Annotated in this window: 26 protein-coding genes and 1 pseudogene; 19 read left to right on the top strand and 8 right to left on the bottom strand. The window is 33.4% G+C overall.

The window, feature by feature from the left end:
- The 5 genes from motA to ACSYSW_RS07215 form a co-directional block, all read right to left on the bottom strand.
- Positions 1-888, bottom strand: a complete 888-nt coding sequence (gene motA, locus ACSYSW_RS07235) for a flagellar motor stator protein MotA (RefSeq protein WP_491705700.1) — start codon at positions 886-888, stop codon at positions 1-3.
- A gap of 90 nt (positions 889-978) precedes the next feature.
- Positions 979-1,578 (bottom strand): flagellar transcriptional regulator FlhC, encoded by a 600-nt coding sequence (flhC, locus tag ACSYSW_RS07230; RefSeq protein ID WP_491705701.1) that lies wholly within the window; start codon positions 1,576-1,578, stop codon positions 979-981.
- Between the two features lie 12 nt (positions 1,579-1,590).
- Entirely contained in the window at positions 1,591-1,908 is a 318-nt protein-coding gene (gene flhD / locus ACSYSW_RS07225) for a flagellar transcriptional regulator FlhD (protein ID WP_491706064.1), read from the bottom strand.
- Between the two features lie 176 nt (positions 1,909-2,084).
- Positions 2,085-2,801: an RNA polymerase sigma factor FliA gene (locus tag ACSYSW_RS07220; protein WP_491705702.1), complete on the bottom strand. Its 717-nt coding sequence runs from the start codon at positions 2,799-2,801 to the stop codon at positions 2,085-2,087.
- A 366-nt stretch (positions 2,802-3,167) separates the two neighbouring features.
- Positions 3,168-3,983 carry a flagellin N-terminal helical domain-containing protein gene (locus tag ACSYSW_RS07215; protein ID WP_491705703.1) on the bottom strand — a complete coding sequence of 272 codons (816 nt, stop codon included), beginning with the start codon at positions 3,981-3,983 and terminating at the stop codon, positions 3,168-3,170.
- Between the two features lie 327 nt (positions 3,984-4,310).
- On the opposite strand from ACSYSW_RS07215, the gene fliD reads away from it, so the two are divergent.
- The 14 genes from fliD to kdsB all read left to right on the top strand — a co-directional run bounded on the left by fliD (position 4,311) and on the right by kdsB (position 18,025).
- Complete coding sequence (gene fliD, locus ACSYSW_RS07210) at positions 4,311-5,738, top strand: flagellar filament capping protein FliD (RefSeq protein WP_491705704.1); 1,428 nt, start codon at positions 4,311-4,313, stop codon at positions 5,736-5,738.
- Positions 5,739-5,747: 9 nt separating this feature from the next.
- Entirely contained in the window at positions 5,748-6,125 is a 378-nt protein-coding gene (gene fliS / locus ACSYSW_RS07205) for a flagellar export chaperone FliS (RefSeq protein WP_491705705.1), read from the top strand.
- A gap of 15 nt (positions 6,126-6,140) precedes the next feature.
- Positions 6,141-6,485, top strand: coding sequence for a flagellar protein FliT (fliT, locus tag ACSYSW_RS07200; RefSeq protein WP_491705706.1), 345 nt, complete (start codon positions 6,141-6,143; stop codon positions 6,483-6,485).
- Between the two features lie 264 nt (positions 6,486-6,749).
- Positions 6,750-7,787: a glutathione S-transferase family protein gene (locus ACSYSW_RS07195; RefSeq protein ID WP_491705707.1), complete on the top strand. Its 1,038-nt coding sequence runs from the start codon at positions 6,750-6,752 to the stop codon at positions 7,785-7,787.
- 67 nt (positions 7,788-7,854) lie between these two features.
- The gene (locus ACSYSW_RS07190; RefSeq protein WP_491705708.1) at positions 7,855-8,628 is read left to right on the top strand and encodes an amino acid ABC transporter permease; all 774 of its coding nucleotides are present in this window, start codon (positions 7,855-7,857) and stop codon (positions 8,626-8,628) included.
- Entirely contained in the window at positions 8,625-9,383 is a 759-nt protein-coding gene (locus tag ACSYSW_RS07185; RefSeq protein ID WP_491705709.1) for an amino acid ABC transporter ATP-binding protein, read from the top strand. The genes ACSYSW_RS07190 and ACSYSW_RS07185 overlap by 4 nt, the downstream gene beginning before the upstream one ends.
- A gap of 111 nt (positions 9,384-9,494) precedes the next feature.
- The gene (locus ACSYSW_RS07180) at positions 9,495-9,920 is read left to right on the top strand and encodes a GNAT family N-acetyltransferase (RefSeq protein WP_491705710.1); all 426 of its coding nucleotides are present in this window, start codon (positions 9,495-9,497) and stop codon (positions 9,918-9,920) included.
- Between the two features lie 36 nt (positions 9,921-9,956).
- A complete protein-coding gene (locus ACSYSW_RS07175; RefSeq protein ID WP_491705711.1) occupies positions 9,957-10,802 on the top strand; it encodes a transporter substrate-binding domain-containing protein in 846 nt (281 codons plus the stop codon).
- A 93-nt stretch (positions 10,803-10,895) separates the two neighbouring features.
- Positions 10,896-13,115 (top strand): DNA polymerase III subunit gamma/tau, encoded by a 2,220-nt coding sequence (gene dnaX, locus ACSYSW_RS07170; protein WP_491705712.1) that lies wholly within the window; start codon positions 10,896-10,898, stop codon positions 13,113-13,115.
- Between the two features lie 40 nt (positions 13,116-13,155).
- The gene (locus ACSYSW_RS07165) at positions 13,156-13,494 is read left to right on the top strand and encodes a YbaB/EbfC family nucleoid-associated protein (protein ID WP_491705713.1); all 339 of its coding nucleotides are present in this window, start codon (positions 13,156-13,158) and stop codon (positions 13,492-13,494) included.
- Between the two features lie 192 nt (positions 13,495-13,686).
- Complete coding sequence (locus ACSYSW_RS07160; protein ID WP_491705714.1) at positions 13,687-15,993, top strand: DNA internalization-related competence protein ComEC/Rec2; 2,307 nt, start codon at positions 13,687-13,689, stop codon at positions 15,991-15,993.
- A gap of 16 nt (positions 15,994-16,009) precedes the next feature.
- Positions 16,010-17,035 carry a tetraacyldisaccharide 4'-kinase gene (gene lpxK, locus ACSYSW_RS07155; RefSeq protein ID WP_491705715.1) on the top strand — a complete coding sequence of 342 codons (1,026 nt, stop codon included), beginning with the start codon at positions 16,010-16,012 and terminating at the stop codon, positions 17,033-17,035.
- A gap of 1 nt (position 17,036) precedes the next feature.
- Positions 17,037-17,249 (top strand): Trm112 family protein, encoded by a 213-nt coding sequence (locus ACSYSW_RS07150; RefSeq protein WP_491705716.1) that lies wholly within the window; start codon positions 17,037-17,039, stop codon positions 17,247-17,249.
- A gap of 11 nt (positions 17,250-17,260) precedes the next feature.
- Complete coding sequence (gene kdsB, locus ACSYSW_RS07145; protein WP_491705717.1) at positions 17,261-18,025, top strand: 3-deoxy-manno-octulosonate cytidylyltransferase; 765 nt, start codon at positions 17,261-17,263, stop codon at positions 18,023-18,025.
- Between the two features lie 145 nt (positions 18,026-18,170).
- Here the strand turns inward: kdsB and ACSYSW_RS07140 are convergent, their stop codons facing one another.
- Positions 18,171-18,680, bottom strand: a complete 510-nt coding sequence (locus tag ACSYSW_RS07140; protein WP_491705718.1) for a single-stranded DNA-binding protein — start codon at positions 18,678-18,680, stop codon at positions 18,171-18,173.
- 285 nt (positions 18,681-18,965) lie between these two features.
- Between ACSYSW_RS07140 and corA the strand changes: the two are divergent.
- The 4 genes and pseudogenes from corA to ACSYSW_RS07120 all read left to right on the top strand — a co-directional run.
- Positions 18,966-19,841 (top strand): annotated as a pseudogene (corA, locus tag ACSYSW_RS07135) (magnesium/cobalt transporter CorA); the annotation flags it as partial.
- Positions 19,842-20,090: 249 nt separating this feature from the next.
- Positions 20,091-21,092, top strand: a complete 1,002-nt coding sequence (locus ACSYSW_RS07130) for a glucokinase (RefSeq protein ID WP_491705720.1) — start codon at positions 20,091-20,093, stop codon at positions 21,090-21,092.
- 31 nt (positions 21,093-21,123) lie between these two features.
- Positions 21,124-21,372 (top strand): YcgL domain-containing protein, encoded by a 249-nt coding sequence (locus tag ACSYSW_RS07125; protein ID WP_491705721.1) that lies wholly within the window; start codon positions 21,124-21,126, stop codon positions 21,370-21,372.
- 30 nt (positions 21,373-21,402) lie between these two features.
- Complete coding sequence (locus tag ACSYSW_RS07120; protein WP_491705722.1) at positions 21,403-21,837, top strand: YcgN family cysteine cluster protein; 435 nt, start codon at positions 21,403-21,405, stop codon at positions 21,835-21,837.
- A 127-nt stretch (positions 21,838-21,964) separates the two neighbouring features.
- On the opposite strand, the gene ACSYSW_RS07115 is transcribed toward ACSYSW_RS07120, so the two are convergent.
- Both ACSYSW_RS07115 and ACSYSW_RS07110 read right to left on the bottom strand, forming a co-directional pair.
- Complete coding sequence (locus ACSYSW_RS07115) at positions 21,965-22,525, bottom strand: YggT family protein (RefSeq protein ID WP_491705723.1); 561 nt, start codon at positions 22,523-22,525, stop codon at positions 21,965-21,967.
- Positions 22,526-22,577: 52 nt separating this feature from the next.
- A complete protein-coding gene (locus ACSYSW_RS07110) occupies positions 22,578-23,270 on the bottom strand; it encodes a YggS family pyridoxal phosphate-dependent enzyme (protein ID WP_491705724.1) in 693 nt (230 codons plus the stop codon).
- A 21-nt stretch (positions 23,271-23,291) separates the two neighbouring features.
- Here ACSYSW_RS07110 and ACSYSW_RS07105 point away from each other — a divergent pair, with 21 nt between their 5' ends.
- Positions 23,292-24,239, top strand: a complete 948-nt coding sequence (locus tag ACSYSW_RS07105) for a type IV pilus twitching motility protein PilT (RefSeq protein WP_491705725.1) — start codon at positions 23,292-23,294, stop codon at positions 24,237-24,239.
- The last annotated feature ends 81 nt before the right edge of the window (positions 24,240-24,320 follow it).

The following is a 24,320-nucleotide window of genomic DNA, read 5'->3' as shown; positions in this document are numbered from 1 at the left end:
TCAGCTATTTTTTTCTTCTTTATTGTCCGATGAATGTTTGGTTTTTTCGATATAGTCTTCTAATTCAATAAAAGAGGGTCTTTCACTTGAAAATAAAATTTTGCGTCCAAATTCAATGCTAATTTGTGGTGCATATCCCATTAAATGAGCGATTAACATGGTTTTTGAGCATTCAAAAACCTTTGTAGCATCTTGATTTCGTTGGCGTAGTAAAGCCGCTAGGGGAGAAATAAAACCATAAGCAAGTAAAATACCTAAAAAAGTCCCAACCATAGCATGGGCGATGGATTCACCTATTTCACTTGCTGGTCTATCTGCTTGAGCTAGGGTATTGATGACGCCCATAACCGCGGCAACAATCCCAAAGGCTGGTAATCCATCACCTATATTAGCGATCGCGTCGGCAGGCTTTTCTAATTCATCGTGGTAGGTTTCGATTTCTTCTTCCATCAGGCTTTCAATTTCGTGAGGCTCCATATTACCGCTAATCATGAGGCGCAAATGATCAGTAATAAAATCGATAATAGCTTTATTAGCAAGAATTTTCGGGAACTTTTTAAATATTTCGCTTTCAGATGGATTTTCAATATCTGTTTCAATAGATAACATGCCATTTTGACGGATATTCGTCAAAATCATAAAGTGCAAACCGATTAGATCGGTATACAGACTTTTATTTTCTTTACTTGGAATAAATAATTTACCAATCGATTTTAGCGTTAAAAGGATAACTTTAGGTTTATTTCCGACAATAAAAGCACCAATCGCTGCACCACCAATAATTAATAATTCAAGCGGTTGTAATAAAGCCGCTAAAAAACCACCGCTTAAGATATATCCGGCTAAAATACATGCGACAACAACAATATAACCAATGATAATGGGCATACTTCTTCCTTAATTAGTACACTGAACATAAAATACATTTAACATAAAATACTGTGAATAAAATCTCATCAATAGAGTATTTCTTCCTTGTTATAACAGTAGCTCATGTTGAATAGAGCGGATAGAGAGGGATGATAAAGCTTGCATAAACTTTTGTTGATTTTCCTCGTCTGTTTTGGTGTTTTTTTCAACTCGAGAAGGAGGTTGGCACAAACTGCAGGTAAAACTATTATGCGGTTGGTAGACATGGGTAATAAAAACCCCTTGGCATTCTTTACAGCAAGACTGTTGCATGACTTTTGTTTCAACAAATTTTACTAAAATCCAGGCGCGTGTTAGTCCTAAAATAGGCTCTTGATTACGTTCAGGTGGACATTGTTCTAAATAGAGTTGATACGCTTTAATAATCGAAGTAACGCCTTTTTTATTATTGTGATTCACCAAAAATTGGTAAGCATTATAAAAAATGCTGGAATGAATATTGGCTTCCCACGTCATAAACCACGTTGTTGAAAAAGGCAAAAGTCCTTTTGGTGGCGGATTACCTTGGAGCTCTTTATATAACTTGATTAATTTACCACGACTTAAACTAGTTTCACTTTCTAACATTTGGATACGAGCGCCTAACGAAATTAACTCAATCGCTAGCTCAATATCTTTATATTCTTGCAAGATCGTTTTATTTGACAATTTGTTTCTCTCTTAATTCTTTAGTGATTCTAATAATAAACTTGATAATAAAATACCTGTATGCATTTGTTTAATATCACTAACTCGAGATTCTTCGGTTAATTTTTTTATGGTATCCGGATCGACGATACGTAATTGGAAAACTAAATGATTAGTTTCTGAAAGGGTTAATAGCTGCGAAGCATTTAACGAAGTAATAATATCGGCAGTTTCTTCATTAATTCCTAAACGGTACATAGCAACGGTTTTGTCTTTTTCGAGCATGCGCTGACTTAATAATAACGCTGAAAGATTTAAATCATGAATTGATTTTAAGGTTTCTTTGTCGATCTGACTGTCCAATTTGTCTTCCTCTGTTTCTTTGGTGAGCGTAAAAAAAACTATTTCACCAAAAATCAATGTTTTAATGTTTTGATATTACTTTTTAAAGTTTTTAAAATCAATAAAAAACATTTTTAAATTCTTATCATTTTTTTTGCGATAAATATTTGTTTGTGTTTTTGCCATTAAATCAATAATTTAGATTTTATTCTTTTTATTGCTTGACTATGAAGTTGACTGACTCGAGATTCACTAATTTCAAGTATAATTCCAATTTCTTTTAAATTTAGATCTTCTTGATAATAAAATGCCAAAATTAACTTTTCTTTTTCTGGAAGAGAATCAATATGCCTCGCTAAGATTTGTTTAAATTCAGCATTTAATAACATCCTTTTCGGATCAGCGGTTTGCTCTGCATCTATTAAACCATCTATGCTATCGCCTAATTTTTCATGTAGTTCTTCGTATGAATACATTTCAGCGGTATTTGTATCGCGCAATAATTGGCGATATTCTTCTGACGATATATTTAAAGCGTGAATAATCTCTTCTTCAGTTGGATTACGACCGTATTTTGCTTCTAATTCTGCTATTGATTTCGATAATTTTTTAATTTCTTGCCGAACATTTCGAGGTAACCAATCTCGCAAACGTAATTCATCAAGCATTGCGCCTTTAATGCGTTGAGTTGCATACGTCGAAAAAGCGGTGCCTTGCCCGCTATCATATCTTTCGACAGCACTTAATAGACCGATATAACCAACTTGCAATAAATCATCTAACTCGACACTGCTGGGTAAACGGGCGACTAATTTTAATGCCTCGTGACGTACTAAAGGTATATAACGTTGCCAATCTATGCGGTTTATCACGCCTTGAGCATTATATAAACCTTCATCCATAACCAGATCCAGATTAAACATATGATAAAATTAATGATCTTTATTATGCTGTCATTAACCAAATTTAATATGCGAAATAAACTAACAAATATAAGCTATTTTTTACATTTGTTTTTACTTTACAATTAAAAACGCTTAATCAATCACGTCTTCATTAGTTATTTAACTGCAAAAAAGCGATATTTTTTGAAAAAACACAACATTAATTGCAAAAAAATTATTTAACTCTAAATAAAGTCAAATATTAAAAATAAAGCAGCTAAAAGATTAAAAAAAGAATAATCGATATAGATATGATTTCTATATCGATTGAAAAATTTTTATTGCTCATTTTTTAAATAAGCAATAAAACATTTTATTAAAAACTTATTGTAATAAGCTTAATACTGATTGTGGTACTTGGTTAGCTTGAGAAAGAACTGAAGTACCAGCTTGTTGTAGAATTTGACCACGCGTCATTTCAGAAACTTCTGCCGCATAATCTGCATCTTCGATACGGCTACGAGCAGAACTTAGATTATTAACAGTATTATTGATATTGTTAACAGTTGATTCAAAACGGTTTTGGACAGCACCTAGCTCACCACGTAATTCATCAATTTTTGATAATGCCGCATCAATTGTTTTTAATGGGTCAGCGGTTGCACTTTCACCTGAAATGTTAAAGCCATCTAAGCCTAATTCTTTACTATCAATTTTCTTTAAATTGATAGTGATAGTTTCGCCATCATTTGCACCAACTTGGATAGTTAATGATTTTTCTTCAGATAATACTTTAGAGCCATTAAAATCAGTTTGCGCAGAAACACGGTTAATTTCATCTAAACGTTGAGTAATTTCGTTTTGGATTGAAACTAAGTCGCTTGAAGAGTTAGTACCGTTAGCTGATTGTACAGTTAATTCACGGATACGTTGTACGTTGTTGTTGATTTCGTTTAGCGCGCCTTCAGTTGTTTGCGCAAGAGAAATACCGTCATTTGCATTACGTGCAGCTTGGGTTAAACCTCTGATGTTAGATGTGAAACGGTTAGCAATCGCTTGACCTGCTGCATCATCTTTTGCACTGTTGATACGCATACCAGAAGATAAACGTTCAATCGCAGTACCTAATACGCTTTGTGAAGTATTAAGGTTGTTACGAGCAACGAGCGACATAGTATTAGTATTAATTACCTGAGCCATAATGATATCCTTTATAAAATGGTTAATGTTATCAGCTGCTTATTTTTCTAAGCTGATTAGTTTCGCTGATAAATAAATTATCGGAAGCTTCATTTGGATCTTTAATTTTTTTTTATAATTTTTGTGAAATGAAGTAAATTAAAAAAAATAATATGATTTAATCTTTATAAATCAAAAAATTATTTTTGATTAAAAAATTTTAAAAAAATGGATTTTCGAAACATTTATGAAAAAATAATTAGAAAAAAGTGACTAAAAATTTTATTAAACTTTTTTAGATTATTGCCGATATTACTTAGCAGGAAATCTTTTTTATTAGGAAATGATATGTCTTTAAGTATATTAGGAATTGGATCGGGTATTGATCTTACGGAAGTGTTAACACAACTAGAATCTGCAGAAAAATCACGATTAGTACCTATTACGTCACAAAAAACAACAATTAATGCCAAAATTAGTGGATTTGGTAAATTAAAAAGTTCGTTAACGGCATTTCAAACCGCAACGCAAAAATTACAAAAGCCCGAACTTTATCACTCTCGAACTGTAACGGGAAATGATAATTATTTCACTGCAACCGCTAATAGTAACGCTTTAACCGGTGATTATACTTTAAATATTGAACAATTAGCTGCGTCGCATTCTATTGCAACAGGGGTAATTAGCGATAAAAAAGAGCAGTTAGGAAGTGGTGAGAGTACCATAACCATTGTACAAGCCGATGGCAGTAAGTTAGAAGTTGAATTATCAGGTGAAGATACATCAATGGAAGCGATTGCTGATGCGATTAATAAAGGCAAAATCGTTAATGCCGATGGCAAGACTAATCCATCTAGCATTAATGCAACAGTTGTCAAATCAGGCGCTGATAGTTATCAATTAGTATTATCATCTAAAGAAACAGGCGAAGAAAAAGCAATTACATCGGTTACTTCATCCGATAAAAAGTTAAATGAAAAATTAGGTTTTGATAGCAAAGCTAATGAAGGTAACGCGATGAGCGTTGTTACTCAAGCTAAAGATGCTAAATTTACCTTAAATGGTATTGCCATTACTAGTAGTTCAAATAACGTTAAAGATGTTATTACGGGAGTTGATATTACTTTAAAAGCAACAACATCTGGCGATCAAAAAATGTCGATTGCTGCCAATAATGAGGATTCACAAGAAGCCATTAAAGAATGGGTTGATGCCTTTAATCAATTACATGCGACCATCTCATCATTAACTAAATTTACTGCATCTGAAGCTAATTCGGGTTCACAAAATGAAACTAATGGTCCTCTAGTCGGGGATTCGACGCTACGTAATATCGATCAATCTATTCGATCGATTTTTTCAATGGGGCAAGAGGGCGAGTTAAGTGTATTGGCGCAAATTGGTATTAATATGGATAATACTGGCGCATTAAAAATTGATGAACAGAAATTATCTAAAATGCTAAATGACAATAGTTCTGCCGTTGCACAATTGTTTGCAGGTGACGGTAAGACAACCGGTATTGCGACGCAATTAAACGATAAAATCACCCAATTTTTAAGTAATGATGGAGCGCTCGATACTGCAACTAAAGGATTAAATAATAACTTAAAATCGTTAGAAAAAAGTGAGCAGCAGATTAACAAATCAATTGAACAAACGATCGAACGTTATCGAACACAATTTACAAGTTTAGATATTCTTATCAATCAGTTAAATAGCACCAGTGCTTATTTAACAACGCAATTTGATATGATGAAAAACATGCACAAATAGGTGATGACAATGTATCAAGCGGATCTTTCTATATATAAAAAAATTAGCCTTGAAACTAGTGTTAACCAAGCGTCACCCCATGAATTAATTACGTTATTATTTGATGGGGCTTTAACAGCGATCAAGTTGGCAAAATTATATCTACAAAAAGGCAAAATAGCTGAAAAAGGTACGCAAATTTCGAAAGCGATTAATATTATTGATAATGGATTAAAAAGTAGTTTAGATTTTGAAAAAGGTGGCGATATTGCCGCCAATTTAGAAAACCTTTATCAATATATTAGTCGTCAATTAATATTGGCAAATTTACACAATGATGAGGATAAATTACAAACTTGCTTTGATTTATTAAATAATGTCGCTGAAGCTTGGCGAGAAATCGGATGAATATAAGGGACTATCATGCCAAACAATCTTATTTTGTTTTATCAAGAATTAACAACGTTAACAAATAAAATGCTTGAAAAAGCAAATGCTAATTTATGGGATGAACTCATCGAATTACAGAAAAAATATGAAGCGTTTATTCGACAAAATCAATTTTATTCGTTAAATGAAGTGAATGCGAAATTAGATAAAGGCATGATTGAAGCAATAGAAAAGCAGATTAATGAATGCCATTTAAGCCATTTGCAGTTGCAACGAAAAATCATTCATTACCGTACTAAAATTGCGCAAATTATTGATGGAAAAGTCAATCAACGTAATCTTATTAAAAGTTATCAAGAAATAACGAAATTAAATTAACGTGTTATTTCGTTATATTTTGCTTTTTGAGCATGACTATCAACATTAATATTATATGCTTAGGCGTTTTACTTAGTTGTTTGATGAGATTAAAAACTAAGATGAAATAAAGGAGAATGATGATAAAAAAGATATGATTTTTAATTATATTAATATAGTTAATTATTATTTAATGTTCCAAATATTTAATGCTAGATTGAAAACGATATATAAATGAACAAACGTTTATAAATATTCAATTTATTATTAATAGGACGTAAAATCATGTCATTAGAAAAAGCTGCTAGTAATAATATTTCATCTAAACAAGTCTCATTTAAAAACGCATTAATTAATAATTTATCAACAAACCGGATTGCCACTTCCGAAAATATCCACGAAATAAATAAAGAAGGCAAATTTATCCGTCAACAAAATCGATTTAGCGTGCCTTTTGGTACAGGCAATGGTCATCTTCCGGTTGAAGCTGGGCGTTATCGATTATTGTGGGCTGCCATTTGCCCATGGGCACATCGTCAAGTAATTGCGATTAAATTACTGGGTTTAGATGAGGTCATTAGCCTTGGCAAAGCAAACCCTGTTAGGACCGATAATGGATGGGAATTTTCGTTAGATAAAAATGGCGTTGATCCTATCTTAGGCATTCGTTATTTACCTGAAATTTATGCTAAAACAGACCCAACCTATACAGGGCGTGCAACTGTTCCAGCGGTTGTTGATTTAAAAACAGGTATGGTTGTGAATAATGATTATTTTAATCTGACTTATTATTGGGAAACCGCATTTAAACCTTTTCATAAAGAAAATGCCCCGGATCTTTATCCAGAGCCACTACGTAAAGATATTGATGAATTAAATCAAATCATTTTTGATGAAGTCAATAATGGGGTTTATAAAGCCGGATTTGCACAATCTCAATCCGCTTATGAGCAAGCTTATCATTTAGTTTTTAATCGATTGGATGCACTTGAACAAAGATTAGCAAAATCACGTTATTTATTTGGTGACAAGATCACAGATTCCGATATTCGTTTATATGTTACCTTAGCGCGTTTTGATATTGCTTATTATTCGGTCTTTAAAACAAATCGCAATCGATTGATTGATTACCCTAATCTTTGGGGATATGCACGTGATTTATACCAAATCTCAGCCTTTGGTGAAACAACGGATTTTGATGCTATCAAAAAAGGGTATCATTTAGGGAGTCATTCAGCTAATCCCTATAATATTTTGCCGATTGGACCTGATCTCGCTATTTGGCATAGTCCTCATAATCGTTGCCGTCATTATGATAGTTAAGTTAAAAAAACAATCAATTATAAAAAAGGATAATACATAATAAATGATCTAAATTAAGGGATAGTCGATGCCAAATATTATTGATTTCGGACTTATTTTTACCCAAATACCTATACTACTAAAATATTTGCCAATGACACTATTTATTACCTTTTTTGCCATGGTATTAGGCGTTTTTTTAGGTCTGATTATTGCAATTATTAAAATTAAACAAATCCCCGTACTGACGCAACTTGTGCAAATTTTTGTCTCTTTTATGCGAGGTACGCCCTTACTTGTGCAACTTTATTTAAGTTTTTATGGCATTCCGGTTTTGTTACGTTATATTAATTATTTTTATAACACTGATTTTAATATTAATGCCATTCCATCGTTATTATTTGTTTTAGTCGCCTTTTCATTAAATGAAGCCGCCTATAATTCTGAAACAATACGCGGCGCACTTCAATCAGTTAGTAAAGGGCAAATTGAAGCCGCTTATTCAATGGGTATGTCTTATCGACAGGTGCTGACCCGTATCATTATTCCTGAAGGGTTTATTATTGCATTACCTAATTTCGGTAACACTTTAATTGGTTTATTAAAAGGGACATCGTTAGCTTTTGTCTGTTCAATTGTTGAAATGACAGCCGAAGCAAAAATTTTGGCAGGTATGAATTATCGTTATTTTGAGGTTTATATATCCCTCGCTTTAATCTATTGGGTATTAACGATTTTAATTGAAATGCTGGTTAGATTTATTGAGCGTAAAGTGACAATCCCCGATGCTTTTCAAACCCTTAATACAAAAGATATCAATAATGACAATATACCCAGTTATCGACAAGGTAAGTTTTTATGATAGAAGTTAAAAATTTATGTTTATCGTTTAATCATATTGCGATTTTAAATCATCTTAATTTTACCATTAAAAAGCATCAAATTGTGGCGATTATTGGTGCATCAGGTGCCGGTAAATCAACCTTGCTAAGATGCATGAATCTGCTAGAAAAACCATCACAAGGCACCATTAAAATCGACGATGTTGAATTGAATGCAGCTAAAGCCTCAATGAAAAATATCATTCCTTTTCGGCAAAAAACCGCCATGGTTTTTCAGCATTTTAATCTATTCCAGCAAAAGAATGTGTTACAAAATGTTATGGAAGGATTAATTGTCGTTAAAAAAATACCGAAATCGGTTGCAGAGTCAATCGCTATAGAAAAATTAACTAAAGTGGGCTTAAAAGAACGCCTTTTTCACTATCCTAAACATTTATCGGGTGGGCAACAACAGCGAGTTGCGATTGCCCGCGCTTTAGCGATGGATCCAAAAGTATTATTACTCGACGAACCGACATCAGCATTAGATCCTGAACTGGTTGATGAAGTTTTAGCCACAATAAAACAAGCGGCAAGTGATGGGCATACGATGATGCTAGTTTCACATGAAATGCGTTTTGTGTATGAAATTGCAACGCGTGTTTTATTTTTAGATAAAGGGCAAATTATTGAAGATGGCACGCCGCAAGACGTCTTTAGCAATCCGAAACACGAAAGAACAAAAGCCTTTTTAAAACGTTATCATGCCAGCTTACATAATAATTATGAAATTTAAAGAGTGATTCAAATTGTTTGTAAATGATAGTTTGAGTTTAATTGTTTAATTTAATGATTAAGTTAATTATCAGATTGTTTAATTCGAACAAGATGTCATAAAGGGAAACATATGCAAATCATTGTACAACAACATTGCAAGGATATTAATTGGCAAGAAGTCAGTGATTTATTGGCTTTTTATGGTTTAAGTCATTTTGAACCAAAGGCGCAAGCTGAGGTTTTTGAACGTAGTTATGCCGTTGTTTTTCTACTACAAGATGATCAGGTTGTTGGCGTTGGTCGAGCTTTATCAGACGGTATTTGCCAAGCAGCGATTTATAATATTGCCGTCGCAAAACATTTGCAGGGTAAACAGTATGGGCGATTGATTGTCGATTTACTGGTTGAACGTGTTAAACACTGTAATATTATTCTTTATACGCACCCTAAAACGGTTGAATTTTATAAAAATCTAGGCTTTGATTTAATGAAAACAGGTATGGCGCGCTATGCCTTAGATCACCGTAATGAAATGCTCGAAATGGGATTTATTTAACTTATCAATAACGTCAATTGAATTAGGAAAGATATCATGAAAATACGGCAATTTATGTATCTCATTAGCTCTATCTCGTTGGTTTTAACACTATTAACAGCTTGTGACGATAAAGTAAAAGATAATTTAGACCAAACGGCAGCCCAAACTCATCTTGAAACCATTATCGTTGCAACGATGGGCTCACCAAGTCCTTTTAGTACGGTTGATAGTAACGGTCAGTTAACCGGTTATGATATTGATGTGATCAAAGCGGTATTTGCTGAGTTACCTAAATATAAAATGCTACTAGAAAAAACAGAATTTGAATCCATTCTTGCTGGGTTAGATTCAGAGCGTTATCAAGTCGGTGCGAATAATTTTGCCATGAATGAAAAACGCAAAGAAAAATATTTTTATAGTGATCCTATTTTTAAAAATAAATTTGTGATTGCCGTTACCCCAACAAATACTGATATTAATCATTTTAGTGATTTAAAAGGAAAATCAACCGAAGTGAATCCTGGACTTAATTATGCAACAGCATTAGAAAATTATAATAAAGAAAATCCAAAGCAGCCGGTTATCATTCATTATACTGATACCGATCTGTTAACGACTTTGCGTAATGTTGAAAGTGGAAAAAACGATTTTCAACTTATTGATTTGCCCATGTTGATGCAATTTATTGATAAACATCATTTAAATCTAAAAATTGTTGAATTAAACGCTCAAGAGACAGCTCGTATCGGTAAACCTTACAGTTATTTTTTAATTAGTAAAGGCAAGAAAGGGCAACAATTGACAGAGGATATTAATCAAGCGTTAAAGAAAATCACCGATAATGGAAAGCTAGCAGAAATTAGTTATCGCTATTTTGGTGAAAATTATTCACCGCAATAACGAGTAACTTATCTTAAATGGGCAAGTAAAGATTATTTTTTTAGTCTATGGTAAAATGTAAAGCCTATTTTTGCTTAAGTAAGTATGGTGATTATGAGTTATCAAGTCCTTGCACGTAAATGGCGCCCTAAATCTTTTGCCGAAGTGGTTGGTCAAGAACATGTTTTGAAAATTTTGATTAATGGACTTTCATTAGGACGAGTTCATCATGCTTATCTATTTTCAGGTACGCGGGGCGTTGGTAAGACATCAATTGCAAGGTTACTTGCTAAAGGGCTTAATTGTGAACAAGGTATTACGGCAACGCCTTGTGGCGTGTGCGATAATTGCCGTGATATTGAGCAGGGGCGCTTTGTTGATTTACTGGAAATTGACGCCGCCTCTCGAACAAAGGTCGAAGATACGCGTGAAATTCTTGATAATATACAATATCTACCAACGAAAGGTCGCTTTAAGGTTTATTTGATAGATGAAGTCCATATGTTATCACGCAGTAGCTTTAATGCCTTGCTTAAAACATTGGAAGAGCCTCCTGAGCACGTTAAATTCTTATTAGCAACAACCGATCCACAAAAATTACCCGTAACAATCTTATCACGCTGTTTGCATCTGCATTTATCGGTACTGAATAACGATTTAATCCAACAGCAAATTAGTAAAATTTTGCACTTAGAACATATCGAAAACGATCCTAAAGCGATCGCATTATTAGCCAAAGCGGCTGAGGGAAGTATGCGTGATGCCTTAAGTTTAACCGATCAAGCTATCGCCCTTGGCAATGGACAAGTTGATGTCGCATATGTTGCAATTATGCTTGGCACATTAGATAAAAATTTACCATTTTCATTAATTGAATCACTTCATCATTCTAATGGTAATCATCTAATGGAGCAGATTGAGTCAGCTGCAAAACAAGGCGTTAATTGGGATAATTTACTGGCAGAATGTATTACATTGTTGCATCAAATTGCTTTATTACAAGTTGTGCCAACAGCAATAGGTGAGTATAGCGATAACGAAGAGCGTATTCGTTTTTTAGCCCAAAATATGGCACCTAATGATGTGCAGTTATTTTATCAAGTGTTATTAATGGGTCGAAAAGATATTGCTTATGCACCTGATAAAAAAATGGCGATTGAAATGTGTTTTTTACGTGCTTTAGCTTTTATGCCAAAACCACAAGAGCCAATTAAACTTAATCCAGAAGTAAGATCACCTAATACAATTCAAATAGCGAATACCCCATCTACGTCGATAGATAAGGGTCTATCGCAATCGATAAAACCATCATCAACAAAAACATTGGTAACAAAATCTACTAAAAACGGTGTTAAAAACGATGTTAAAAACGAGATAAAAAACGAAAGTTTAGATAATTTTGACTCATCACTTATAAACGATGCTGATGACAAGCCATCAGACGATAGTTATCAGCAAGCTGCGCAAATAAAGGATGATGACATGTCGGACGCGACATATGAAATGACTAAAAATATTTTGGCAATGCGTGAACAGTTGATTGAAGAGGAAAAGAATCTAAAAAAGTTTGAAAAGGTTGAAAAACCGCCAAAATTAACATTTCCGCAACCCCGAATTGTTAATAAAGTAAATCGTGATATGCCAAATGGCGATATGTCGGCGCAATTATTTAACTCGTCATTACAAACAAATAAAATAACAGCTAACGATAACAAAGCTTCTGATGAAACCGCTAATAAAACCGTACAGAACATTGTTGCCGAAATAAATAGTGAACTTGCGAGCACAAATGATGATGAGATTGAAGTGACGGCTGAAAATTATCAATGGCAAGCAACAAAACCCATTGAAAATAAAAATGATTTGACGAATGAAACGCGCGCTTTTAAAGAATCATTAGCAGGTGAAAAAACGCCTGAAATGATGCAAAAATTAATTGATGAAATGGCAATTAAAGATGATTGGTGTGCTGAAATTGAACGTTTGGATGTGCCGCCAATAGTTAAACAAATTGCAATTAATGCGGCGCTTGAAGAAATTAGTTCAACACAATTAATTTTACATGTGCGTTCAAACGTTAAACATTTAATTAATACAAAGGCTAATCAAATAAAATTAACGGATGCCTTAGCAAAATTACGGCAAACGAGTGTCGATGTTGAATATATTATTGATGACTCGATGAGTGAAAAAACGCCGATAATACTTAGGGAAAATCTTTATCAACAAAAATTATCAGAGGCAAAAAAAATCATCAATAATGACGAAAAAGTTTCGTTGATTTGCCAATATTTCGAAGCAAATATTGATGAGGCGAGTATTCGTCCTGTATAATCGTCACTTAATTTGTTAAGCATATATAAGAGGAATAATTATGTTTCCAGGTGGAAAAGGTGGCTTAGGCAATCTAATGAAACAAGCCCAACAAATGCAAGCAAAAATGCAGCAGGCTCAAGAAGAAATTGCCAAAATGGAAGTAACAGGTGAATCTGGCGCAGGGCTTGTTAAAGTGACCATTAATGGCGCTCATAATTGTAAACGTGTTGATATTGATACTTCTCTTATGATTGAAGATGATCGCGAGATGTTAGAAGATCTTATTGCAGCAGCATTTAATGATGCAAGTCGTCGTTTAGATGAAGCGCAAAAAGAAAAAATGTCAACGGTAACAGGCGGTATGCAATTGCCACCAGGTTTTAAAATGCCATTTTAAAAAAGGCAAATAAAAAATTAATTACCTCATTTTGATGATGAATTTCATAGAACAGCGTTATATACGCTGTTTTTTTATGCTCGCAAATCTATAAAAAAAGTGGAATTGAGTTCTCATAATTGATATTTATTGCGCTTTAATTTTGTCAATTACGTTATTGTCGATGATAATTATCATCTCGGACGATCGATTATGGTCCGCTTATATTATTGGGATATCCAAGCCTTTATATTTTTAATTAGCTCAATGCTATTATTGTATTTACATGTTTTACCCGATCTTTCACTTTGGTATTTTATTGCAATAATTACTTTATTGATTGCGTTATTGAATATAGTTTTATCAACGTTTTTATTAAAATTGATTGCGATCATATTACTCGGTTTTTTATGGTCAACTGCCATAGCAAAACAATATTTAGATAATCTTTCACCTTATATTGATACTTTAATCACTGTGACCGCCGAGGTCGTTTCGATTAATCATCATCAAATCGGGGAAGAATCAAATTATTTTGTGGCATTTAACCTACAAACAATAAATAACGAGTCGCTTAATTCATCCTTACCCATCAATGTATATTGGACAAAAGCAGAACATCCATTATCTGGGCAAATCTGGCAGATGACATTAAACAGTAAAGTGGTGCATAGTTATTTAAATGAGGGGTCATTTGATAGCCAACGATTTGCGATAGCCAATAGGACATTATTGTCGGCTAAATTAGTTGAGGCAACATTAATAGAAAATACGCCTAATATTAAACAACGATTAGTTAATCAAGCCTTGCCTTATATTAAATTATTTCCGTATCAAGGAATAATATTTGCTTTAGCATTTGGTGATCGTTCAATGTTAACTCATTCGCAACGTAATCTTCTTATGGAAACGGGCGTTGCACATTTAATGGCTATTTCGGGTATGCACATTATTTTAGTTTATCTCATGAGTTATTATTTGATACTTGGATTGTTATTGTTACTGCCTAATCGCTTGCAATATTATTTTATCCCCATGTTAATTGCTGGATGTTGTGCTGTTTTTTATGCATGGCTGACGGGATTAAATCCGCCAGCCATGCGCGCCATTATAGCGTTATCTTTTTTTCTCTATTTGCGAATGAGTCATCAATATTTAAGTGCTTGGCAAAAATTAATTCGTATTGTTGTGTTGTTACTCATTTATGATCCGTTAATGATCTTGTCGGAAAGTTTTTGGTTATCTTGTTATGCTGTTATGAGTTTAATTTTTTTATATGAATGGTTGCCACTTCCAAATTATATGCAAATAAAAAAAAGGTGGTATTTTGTACGTTTATTGCATTTACAAATAGGCTTAACATTTTTATTGTTACCAATACAAATTTTTATTTTTCAAGGATTGAGTTTAGGTTCGTTAATAACTAATTTATTAGCAATTCCGCTTATTTCATTAATTACTTTTCCGGCTATTATTATGGCGTTAATATTTGCCTTATGCCATCTACAATATATTAGCTTGCTATGTTGGGTTATTACTCAGCAATCTTTAGCTATTTTATTTAGCGGTTTAAACATGTTAAATTTAGGTTGGTTACCTATAGCTAATAAATACCTTTGTTTGGGATTTAGTGGTTGGTTAATGTTTATTATTTTGCGTGCTCAATTATGGCGTCGCTTTTATATCACAATCGGTTTGATATTGGTTTGTATGTTAGCTTTTATCATAAAACAAAAAGAGTATTTATGGCGTATTGATATGCTAGATGTGGGGCATGGTTTAGCCATCGTTATTCATGATGGCCATTCAGCAATCCTCTATGATACTGGCGCAATGTGGCAAAGCAGTTCAGCTGCCGAAAAAATTATTTTGCCATTTTTAAATTATCATCATTTACAGGTTGAAGGATTTATTATTAGTCATCAAGATAATGATCATATCGGTGGCTTAGCTTTCTTACAAACTCACTTTCCTCACGCTTGGCTTATTAGTTCCTCTCATCAATTACAAAATGAAATAAATTGTGTGCGCGGTATGGTCAAAGAATGGAAGGGATTAACATTGACTGTATTATCACCAACTACAAGCGTTGATTATGCTAAAAATGCGGATTCTTGTGTAATAAAAATTGATATTGAACATTTTTCATTGTTATTAACCGGTGATTTAGAAAAAAAACAAGAATATCAATTAATTTCCGATTATGGCTCTGCATTAAAAGCGACGTTACTTCAAGTCCCTCATCATGGTAGTCGAACATCTTCGAGTTTTGCATTTTTAAATTATGTGGATCCTGCAATATCGCTTATTTCGGTCGCCCGTTATAATCCATGGCATTTACCTTCACAGTTGATCATAAATCGATATAATGATTTGCGATTAAATCCGTATTTAACTTCCGAAGTTGGGCAAATCAGCCTTTTTATTAATAAGAAAAACTGGTCACTAAAAACAATGCGAGAAAATATACAGCATAGGTGGTATCATAATTCGTTCAAATCTCCGATTAAACATGACTAATATAAATGGGTAAAACATGATTCAAAAACTATGGTATAACAAAAACCGTTTATATTGGTTACTTGTGCCTTTTTCGTTGTTATACGGATTAATTGTATTACTGCGACGCAAATTCTATCAATTAGGCATAGTTAAATCATGGCGTTCCCCCGTGCCTATTGTCGTAATTGGTAATTTATCGGTCGGTGGCAACGGTAAAACACCCTTAGCGATTTCGTTAATTGAAACATTGCAGAAACACGGTTTAAAAGTTGGTCTGGTCTCGCGTGGTTATGGCGGCAAAGCCGATCATTATCCGTTAGTTGTCAATAGTCAGAGCAATGTATTGCAAACGGGTGATGAGCCGTTATTAATCTACGAACGCACCAAGATCCCAATAGCAGTTAGCCCAAAACGTAGTCAAGCAGTAAAATGTTTATTACAGCAAGCCAAATTAGATGTCATTTTAACGGATGATGGATTACAACACTATGCGTTAGATAGAGATATTGAAATCGTGGTTATTGATGGCAAACGGTTATTTGGTAATGGTTTTTGGTTGCCTGCAGGTCCAATGCGTGAAAGAGCTAGGCGTTTAAATAGTGTTGATATGATTTTTATTAATGGGATTCAACCTAAAGATATCGATAATCATCCTATCAAAAAAATGCATAATACAAAAACGTACCCAATGCATCTTGTATCTAATTTGGTGGTTAATCTAAAAACAGGCGAAAGAAAATCCCTTACTGAGTTAAAGGACATTTGTGCGATTGCAGGAATAGGCGATCCTGACCGATTTTTCGATATGTTAAAAACATTAAACGCGGATATTCAAAAAAAGGTGCCTTTTTCTGATCATAAATCTTTTACTGTAACGTTATTAGATGAGGTGATAAAGCCACACCAAACACTATTAATGACCGAAAAAGATGCGGTAAAATGTCGTTCATTTGCAAGAGAAAATTGGTGGTATTTACCGATAAATGCCGACATAGCTCCCGAAGCTATTGAAAAACTTATTCATCAACTTAATTCATTAATACAAAATAAAGAGAGTTAAAATGAGATCACAGTTATTAAGTACATTAGCTTGCCCAAAATGCCATGGGCAACTTGATTATCATTCTGAAAGTGAACAACTTATTTGCCATCAAGATAATTTGGTTTATCAAATTAAAGACGGGATTCCTGTTTTGTTAGAGGTAGAAGCCACTAAATTAAATGATGAATTACAAGAACAAATTACTATCACAACCATAACAACAATAAGTTAAAGGTTTTAATTATGAAATTTTCAGTTATCATTCCGGCAAGATTTGCTTCAAGTCGTTTGCCCGGTAAACCGCTTGCTGATATAGAAGGCAAACCCATGATAATTAGGGTGATGGAGCAAGCGCAAAAGTCGTCTGCCAATAAAGTGATTATTGCAACGGATCATCTTGATGTATTTAATACGGTCAAAGCTCATGGTGGCGAGGTTATTTTAACCAGTGATAGACATAATTCAGGCACGGAACGATTAGCAGAAGTAATTAATCGTTATCAATTTGCGGATGATGACGTTATTGTTAATGTACAAGGTGATGAACCATTAATACCTCCTGAAATTATTGATCAGGTAGCCAAAAATCTTATTCAATATCAAACCGGAATGGCAACGCTTGCTGTACCGATCGAATCGAGTGAAGAAGTCTTTAATCCAGGAGCTGTTAAAGTCGTCACCGATCATAATGGTTATGCGCTCTATTTTTCACGGGCAGCCATTCCTTGGGATCGCGATGGTTTTGCTCAAAATCATTCACATATAGGTAATTTTTATAGGCGTCATATTGGTATTTATGCTTATTTAGCGGGATTTATTCGTCAATATGTTCAATGGCAACCATCACAACTGGAACAAATAGAAATGTTAGAGCAATTACGTGTTCTTTGGTATGGCGAAAAAATACATGTGGCTGATGCGCTAAAAATTCCTGCAATTGGTGTAGATACGCAAGAAGATTTAAATAAAGTCCGTGAGATTTTTAGACAAAAATTAACGCAATCTTAATTTAAGCTATTGTTATTAATGAAGTAAAAGTTAATTAAATTAATTGTTAATAAAAAACAGAAAGATTTTCATAAATCTAACAAGTTAATTTATAAAAAAATGGACGTCTATGACGTCCAGCAAAAATTTAAGGAATAATTATTCATTAAAAGGGGATGTCGTCATCAAAATCCATTGGTGGCTCGGGCGTTTTAGATTGAGCAGGCGTACTAGATTGTCGATTAGGAATAGAGGGAGCCGAAGAGGAATTATTACTACTTTGCCCCCATTGTTGATTAGTATCGTCAAAATTAGCGCCACCATTGCGTGAACCTAAAATTTGTAATACGCCGCCTAAAGGATTGATAACAACTTCGGTCGTATAACGTTCAACACCTGATTGATCTTGCCATTTACGTGTTTGTAATTGACCTTCTAAGTAAAGTTGACTGCCTTTTTTGACATATTCTCCAACGATTTCGGCTAATTTGCCAAATACGACAATACGATGCCATTCGGTCTTTTCGCGTGTTTCACCGGTTTGCTTATCTTTCCATGTATCAGATGTTGCTAAACTCAGATTAGCAACGGCACCCCCATTTGGCATATAGCGGATTTCTGGATCGAGTCCAATATATCCCACTAAAATAACTTTATTAATTCCTCGGCTTGCCATTAAAAGCTCCTAACATTTACGTTAAATTTAAGATAGGCATTGTAGCATGATAGATAAGGAACATTATAGAATTTAATTCGGGAATGCGAGCTATATCGCAAAGCGCTTTACACTAATAAAATCCTATTTGTCATAGGCATAGGAATTTTTTTATTAAGCGAGTATAATGCCCATTTTTATTAAGTTAGTGACTAAAAATTATCCAAAGGAGTCCTTATGATTAATTCATATGGTTTAAAAAATAAACAACTCTTCAAAATTAATGAAGAACGCGACATCAACGAGTCGATTTGGGTGGATATTGTTGAACCCAATGAAAAAGATCGTGATTTTGTTTTATCTCATTTAGGACAAAACTTAGCGACAAGTATTGAACTTGATGATATTGAAGCATCGGCTCGTTTCTTTGAAGACAAAGAAGGTCTACATGTTCACTCCTTCTTTTTTTATGAAGATGCTGAAGATAGAGCAGGTAACTCGACGGTCGCTTTTACTATTCATAATGGTCGTTTATTTACGCTACGCGAACGAGATTTACCTGCGTTTAGATTATATCGAATGCGTTCACGTTATCAAAAATTGAGTGATGGTAATGCTTATGAAGTTTTACTTGATTTATTCGAAGTAAAAGTAGAGCAATTAGCGGATCAAATCGAAAATATTTATAGTGAGCTTGAAGAGTTAAGTCTTATTATTATGGATAGAGCTGCGCAAGAACATTACGATGAAGCTATTACCAAGTTATTAGAATTAGAAGATACCGCATGGAAAGTCCGTTTATGTTTAATGGATAGCCAACGCGCTGTTAACTATTTAATTCGCCGAGCCAAAATGCCTTCAGATCAATTAGAACAAGCTCGTGAAGTTATTCGCGATATTGAATCACTTGTTCCACATAATGAATCATTGTTCCAAAAAGTAAACTTTTTGATGCAAGCGGCGACAAGCTTTATCAATATAGAACAAAGTCGAATTATTAAAATCTTCTCGGTTGTATCGGTTGTCTTTTTACCTCCAACGGTTGTCGCATCGTCTTATGGTATGAACTTTACCCACATGCCCGAATTAGATTGGACATTTGGTTATCCATTTGCATTGTTTTTAATGTTAGTTGCAGGTCTTGCGCCTTATATTTATTTTAAAGCTAAAAAATGGTTATAAATTAAATTTATACCTAATTCAACAAAGATTAAATATCGAAAGTTGAACTATATTTATCAGATTTAGATTATATAACTGTAATGCATCTAAAAATTTTTAAGTATTTATATTCATATAACTGACCATTATATTCATGATGATTAGCTGATAGAATATATAAGTACTTAAAAATTTGAAAGCATCGGTAAATTAGCAAAAGCACAATAATTGCTTGAACGAATTAAATTTATGGCTTAAATAAGGATTATTATGTCTCAATATGCACTTGTTACTGATATTGGTGGAACAAACGCTCGTTTTGCTTTATTTAATTTACAAACTAACGAACTATCAGCGATAACTAAAGTTATCATTGCTCATGATGATATTTTATTAAATTTAATAAAAAATTATTTAGATGAGCAAGCTGTTAAAATCGATATAGCTTGTATTGCTATTGCCTGTCCTATTGATGGTGATAGGGTCACAATGACGAATAATAATTTGACTTTTTCACAAGCAGAATTAATTAATGAATTACAATTAAAAAAATTAGCGGTTATAAATGATTTTACCGCTGTTTCATCCTCTATTTTACAATTATCAGCGCAAGATCTTATTCGCATTGGTGGGCAAGAGCCTGATTTAAATTATCCGATTGCGGTTTATGGTGCAGGCACAGGGCTAGGGGTTTCTTTTTTAGCTCAAACGCCACAAGGTCATATTATTTTTTCGGGAGAAGGTGGACATACCGATTTTCCGATGATAAATGCTAAAGAAGATCAAATTTTAGAACAATTACGTAAAAAGTTTGGACGTGTTTCTGCAGAACGTTTTTTATCAGGTCAAGGAATTGTTAATATTTATCAAGCGTTAATTTTAATTAATGCTAATACAGATAATACAAAAACGCATAAGACAATATTAAATAATTCTGACACCATCACCCCAGAAATGATTGTTGATAATGCTTTATCTAATCAATGCCCAATTTGTGTTGAAACGTTAACACTCTTTTGTACGTTTATGGGACGTTTTGGCGGTAATCTTGCTTTAACGATGAATACCCAAGGTGGGGTTTATATTGCGGGTGGTATTGTCCCTCGTTTTATTGAATTTTTTAAACAATCTCCTTTTCGAGATGCCTTTGAACATAAAGGTCGCATGTCGTATTTAGTTAAAAAAATTCCAGTTTATGTGATAACTCATCCTGATCCCGGTTTGTTAGGGGCAGGCGTTTATTTACAAAATAGTTTAAAATTATCAAATTGATACAATTAATAGCGTATTACAACGGAGAATCATGATGTGGTGTTATATTTATCGTAGTAGCAAAAAAGAGAATTGTTATTTATATATAGCGCAAAAAGATGATTTTAATAAAGTTCCCGAAAAGGTTTTGAGTATTTTTGGAAAACCCATTTTTGTGATGCAAATATCTTTAGATGGTCATCGTCAATTTAATATTGGCACAAGTGAAGAAATTAAAGCAAAGATCGAAAAAGATGGTTTTTTTCTGCAATTATTAAAAGATGATGATTTCAAACAATAATTTTTTACTTTTTCTTAAACACTGTTTTAAATGAATACACCTATAAATAAACCATTTTGGCAAACAAAAACGCTTGATCAGATGAATGATGAAGAGTGGGAAAGTCTGTGTGATGGATGTGGTCAATGCTGTTTAAATAAATTAATGGACGAAGAGACAGACGAAATCTTATACACGAATGTTGCTTGTAATTTATTAGACGCCAATACGTGTCAATGTAAACATTATTTTAATCGATTTAGTTATGAGCCTGATTGTATTAAATTAACCCGTGATAATTTACAAACGATTGAATGGCTGCCGACAACATGTACCTATCGTTATTTTAATCAATATGGCAAATTGCCAACATGGCATCCTTTAATCACGGGTAATAAAGAAAAAATGCATGAATTAAAGATTTCAGTTAAACGCCGAATTGTGTATGAAAAGGATGTTATTTGTTGGGAAGATCATATTTTATAAAGGATTATGGCGATATTTTATATTTTAATGCCTTATTATTTCTAATTTGCAAAAATGTTTGTTATAAAAAAAGGGCTAACTAAGTTAACCCTTTTTTTATAACTGCCGTCAAACTCACAAGATAGGCTTATAAAATTTGCCAGACTAAACCAAAAATATCCGTTGCGAACATATTTAGGAAAATCAAAACAAAAACTAAAATCATAAATGAGATATCAATCACCCCTAAAGGTGGCACAATACGGCGAATTGGTGCAACAAAAGGCTCTGTCAATTGAGTAAGCAGTTCGTCAACTTGCATTTGTCCTCGATTAAACCAGCTGAGAATTGCACGAATAAATAATAACCAGAATAATAAATTACCAAAATCATGCAAAATGGCCAAAATGGCATACCATAAGAAATCAAAACTCCATAAAAGAGTCGAAAAACCAGTAGCGGCCGAAAAGATAAACAAAACTTTTAATAATGCAAAGACATATAAGAGTAGCCAAGTTGCGGTATCAAATTTACCGATAGATGGAATAATATGGCGTAAACGCCCAATAATAGGTTGAGTGAGCTTAATAATAAATTGTGTAAATGGATTATAAAAGTTTACTCTAACTCGCTGCATCCATATCCGTAGAATTAACACGAATAGGCAAAGTGTGAGTATGGTTTTGCCAAGAAAGATAATGGATGTCATGAAATACTCCTCATAAAATTAAAACAATATAGCATAAAAGATAGCACAAAAGTTATCTTGAACCAAAAATCGCAGTGCCTATTCTTACCATGGTACTACCAGCTACAATCGCCGCTTTCATATCGCCCGACATGCCCATCGATAATGTGTTCATAAAAGGATAACTAACCTGCAATTTTTGCAATAAATCTTTCATTTTTTGAAAAGTCGCTAATTGGGTTTGAAAATCGTTATCTATTTCAGGTATTGCCATTAATCCTTGCAATTTTAAATTAGGTAAATGTAAAACTTGCTCAATTAAGGGTTCAATTTCATTAGGAAATACGCCAGATTTACTCTCTTCATAACTAATGTTGACCTGAATTAAAACATTAAGCGGGTCAAGGTGAGTTGGGCGCTTTTCACTTAAATGTTTCGCAATTTTAAATCTATCTAACGTATGTAACCAATCAAAATGCTCTGCAACAAGTTTACTTTTGTTAGATTGTAATGGACCTATAAAATGCCATTGTAACGGGATCTCAGGGTAATGTTTTTTAAAATAGAGCACCTTTTCGATCCCTTCTTGTACATAATTTTCACCAAAAATATATTGTCCTGCATTAATGGCCTCTAAAATTTGATTCACAGGTTTGGTTTTACTGACTGCAATGAGTTCAATAGTTTTTGGATCTCTATCGCAATTTTGTGCGATGCTTTGGATTTGATTTTTTATATTCTGTAAATTAGTGGCTATGTTATTCATGTTCATTCTCTAAAAGTGATGATGACTCATTCATTCTTAACGCAGTTATTAATAATTAGTGTAACGCAAAAAGCGTCGGATTTACATTTATCGAGTAATGCTAAGCCATGTATTCGTAAAAATGGGCAGCTCTATTTTTTAAATAGGGATAATTTGCAACCACTAAATTTAAAAAGCGAATTGTTTAACATTTTAACACAATCACAAAAATATCGGTTACTAGCAGATAAGCAACTTGATTTTGCCTACTATTTGCCAGATGTTAGTCGTTTTCGTGTTAATATTTTTTATCAATACCATGGTATTTCGGCAGTTTTTCGTATTATAAAGCCAACAATTCTTTCGTTAGAAGAATTAGGTGCACCTGGAGTTTTTCAAACGCTTATCGCTAAAAAACAAGGTTTAATTTTAGTTACTGGATCGACTGGTAGCGGTAAATCAACAACGCTTGCAAGTATGATTCAACATATTAATCTTACGATGACAAAACATATTATTATGTTTGAAGATCCCATTGAAGTCATTTTTCAAAACCAAAAATCACTGATACAGCAGCGCGAAGTTAACCATTATGATGAGGCATTAATTTCTGCCTTAAGACAAGATCCGGATATTATTGTGATAGGAGAATTGCGTAATAAAAGCACCATTCAAACCGCATTAACTGCAGCGGAAACTGGTCACCTAGTCATTGCAACGTTACATACAAATTCAGCTCTGCAAACTATTACTCGTTTAATTGATGTTTTTGAAGGTAATCTTCGCGATTTTATTAGATTTCAATTATCGGAGACTTTGCAAGCTATTATTAGTCAACAACTGATCTTACAAGATAATAAACTTAAACCTGTGTTTGAAATTCTTATTAATACACCTGCTGTAAGTAATTTAATTAAAGAAAACAAAATAAAGCAAATACATTCGATTATGCAAACAAGTCAGCAATTTGGAATGCAATTACAGGAATAATCCAAAAAGGCAAATAGATAGCGAAGATTAATATAACAAAATAAAGGTTAAATTGGTAAAAGGCATGATTGTAACCATAAT

This window comes from Gilliamella sp. ESL1225, from assembly GCF_058502635.1.
This window is presented reverse-complemented; position numbering and strand designations above follow the sequence as displayed.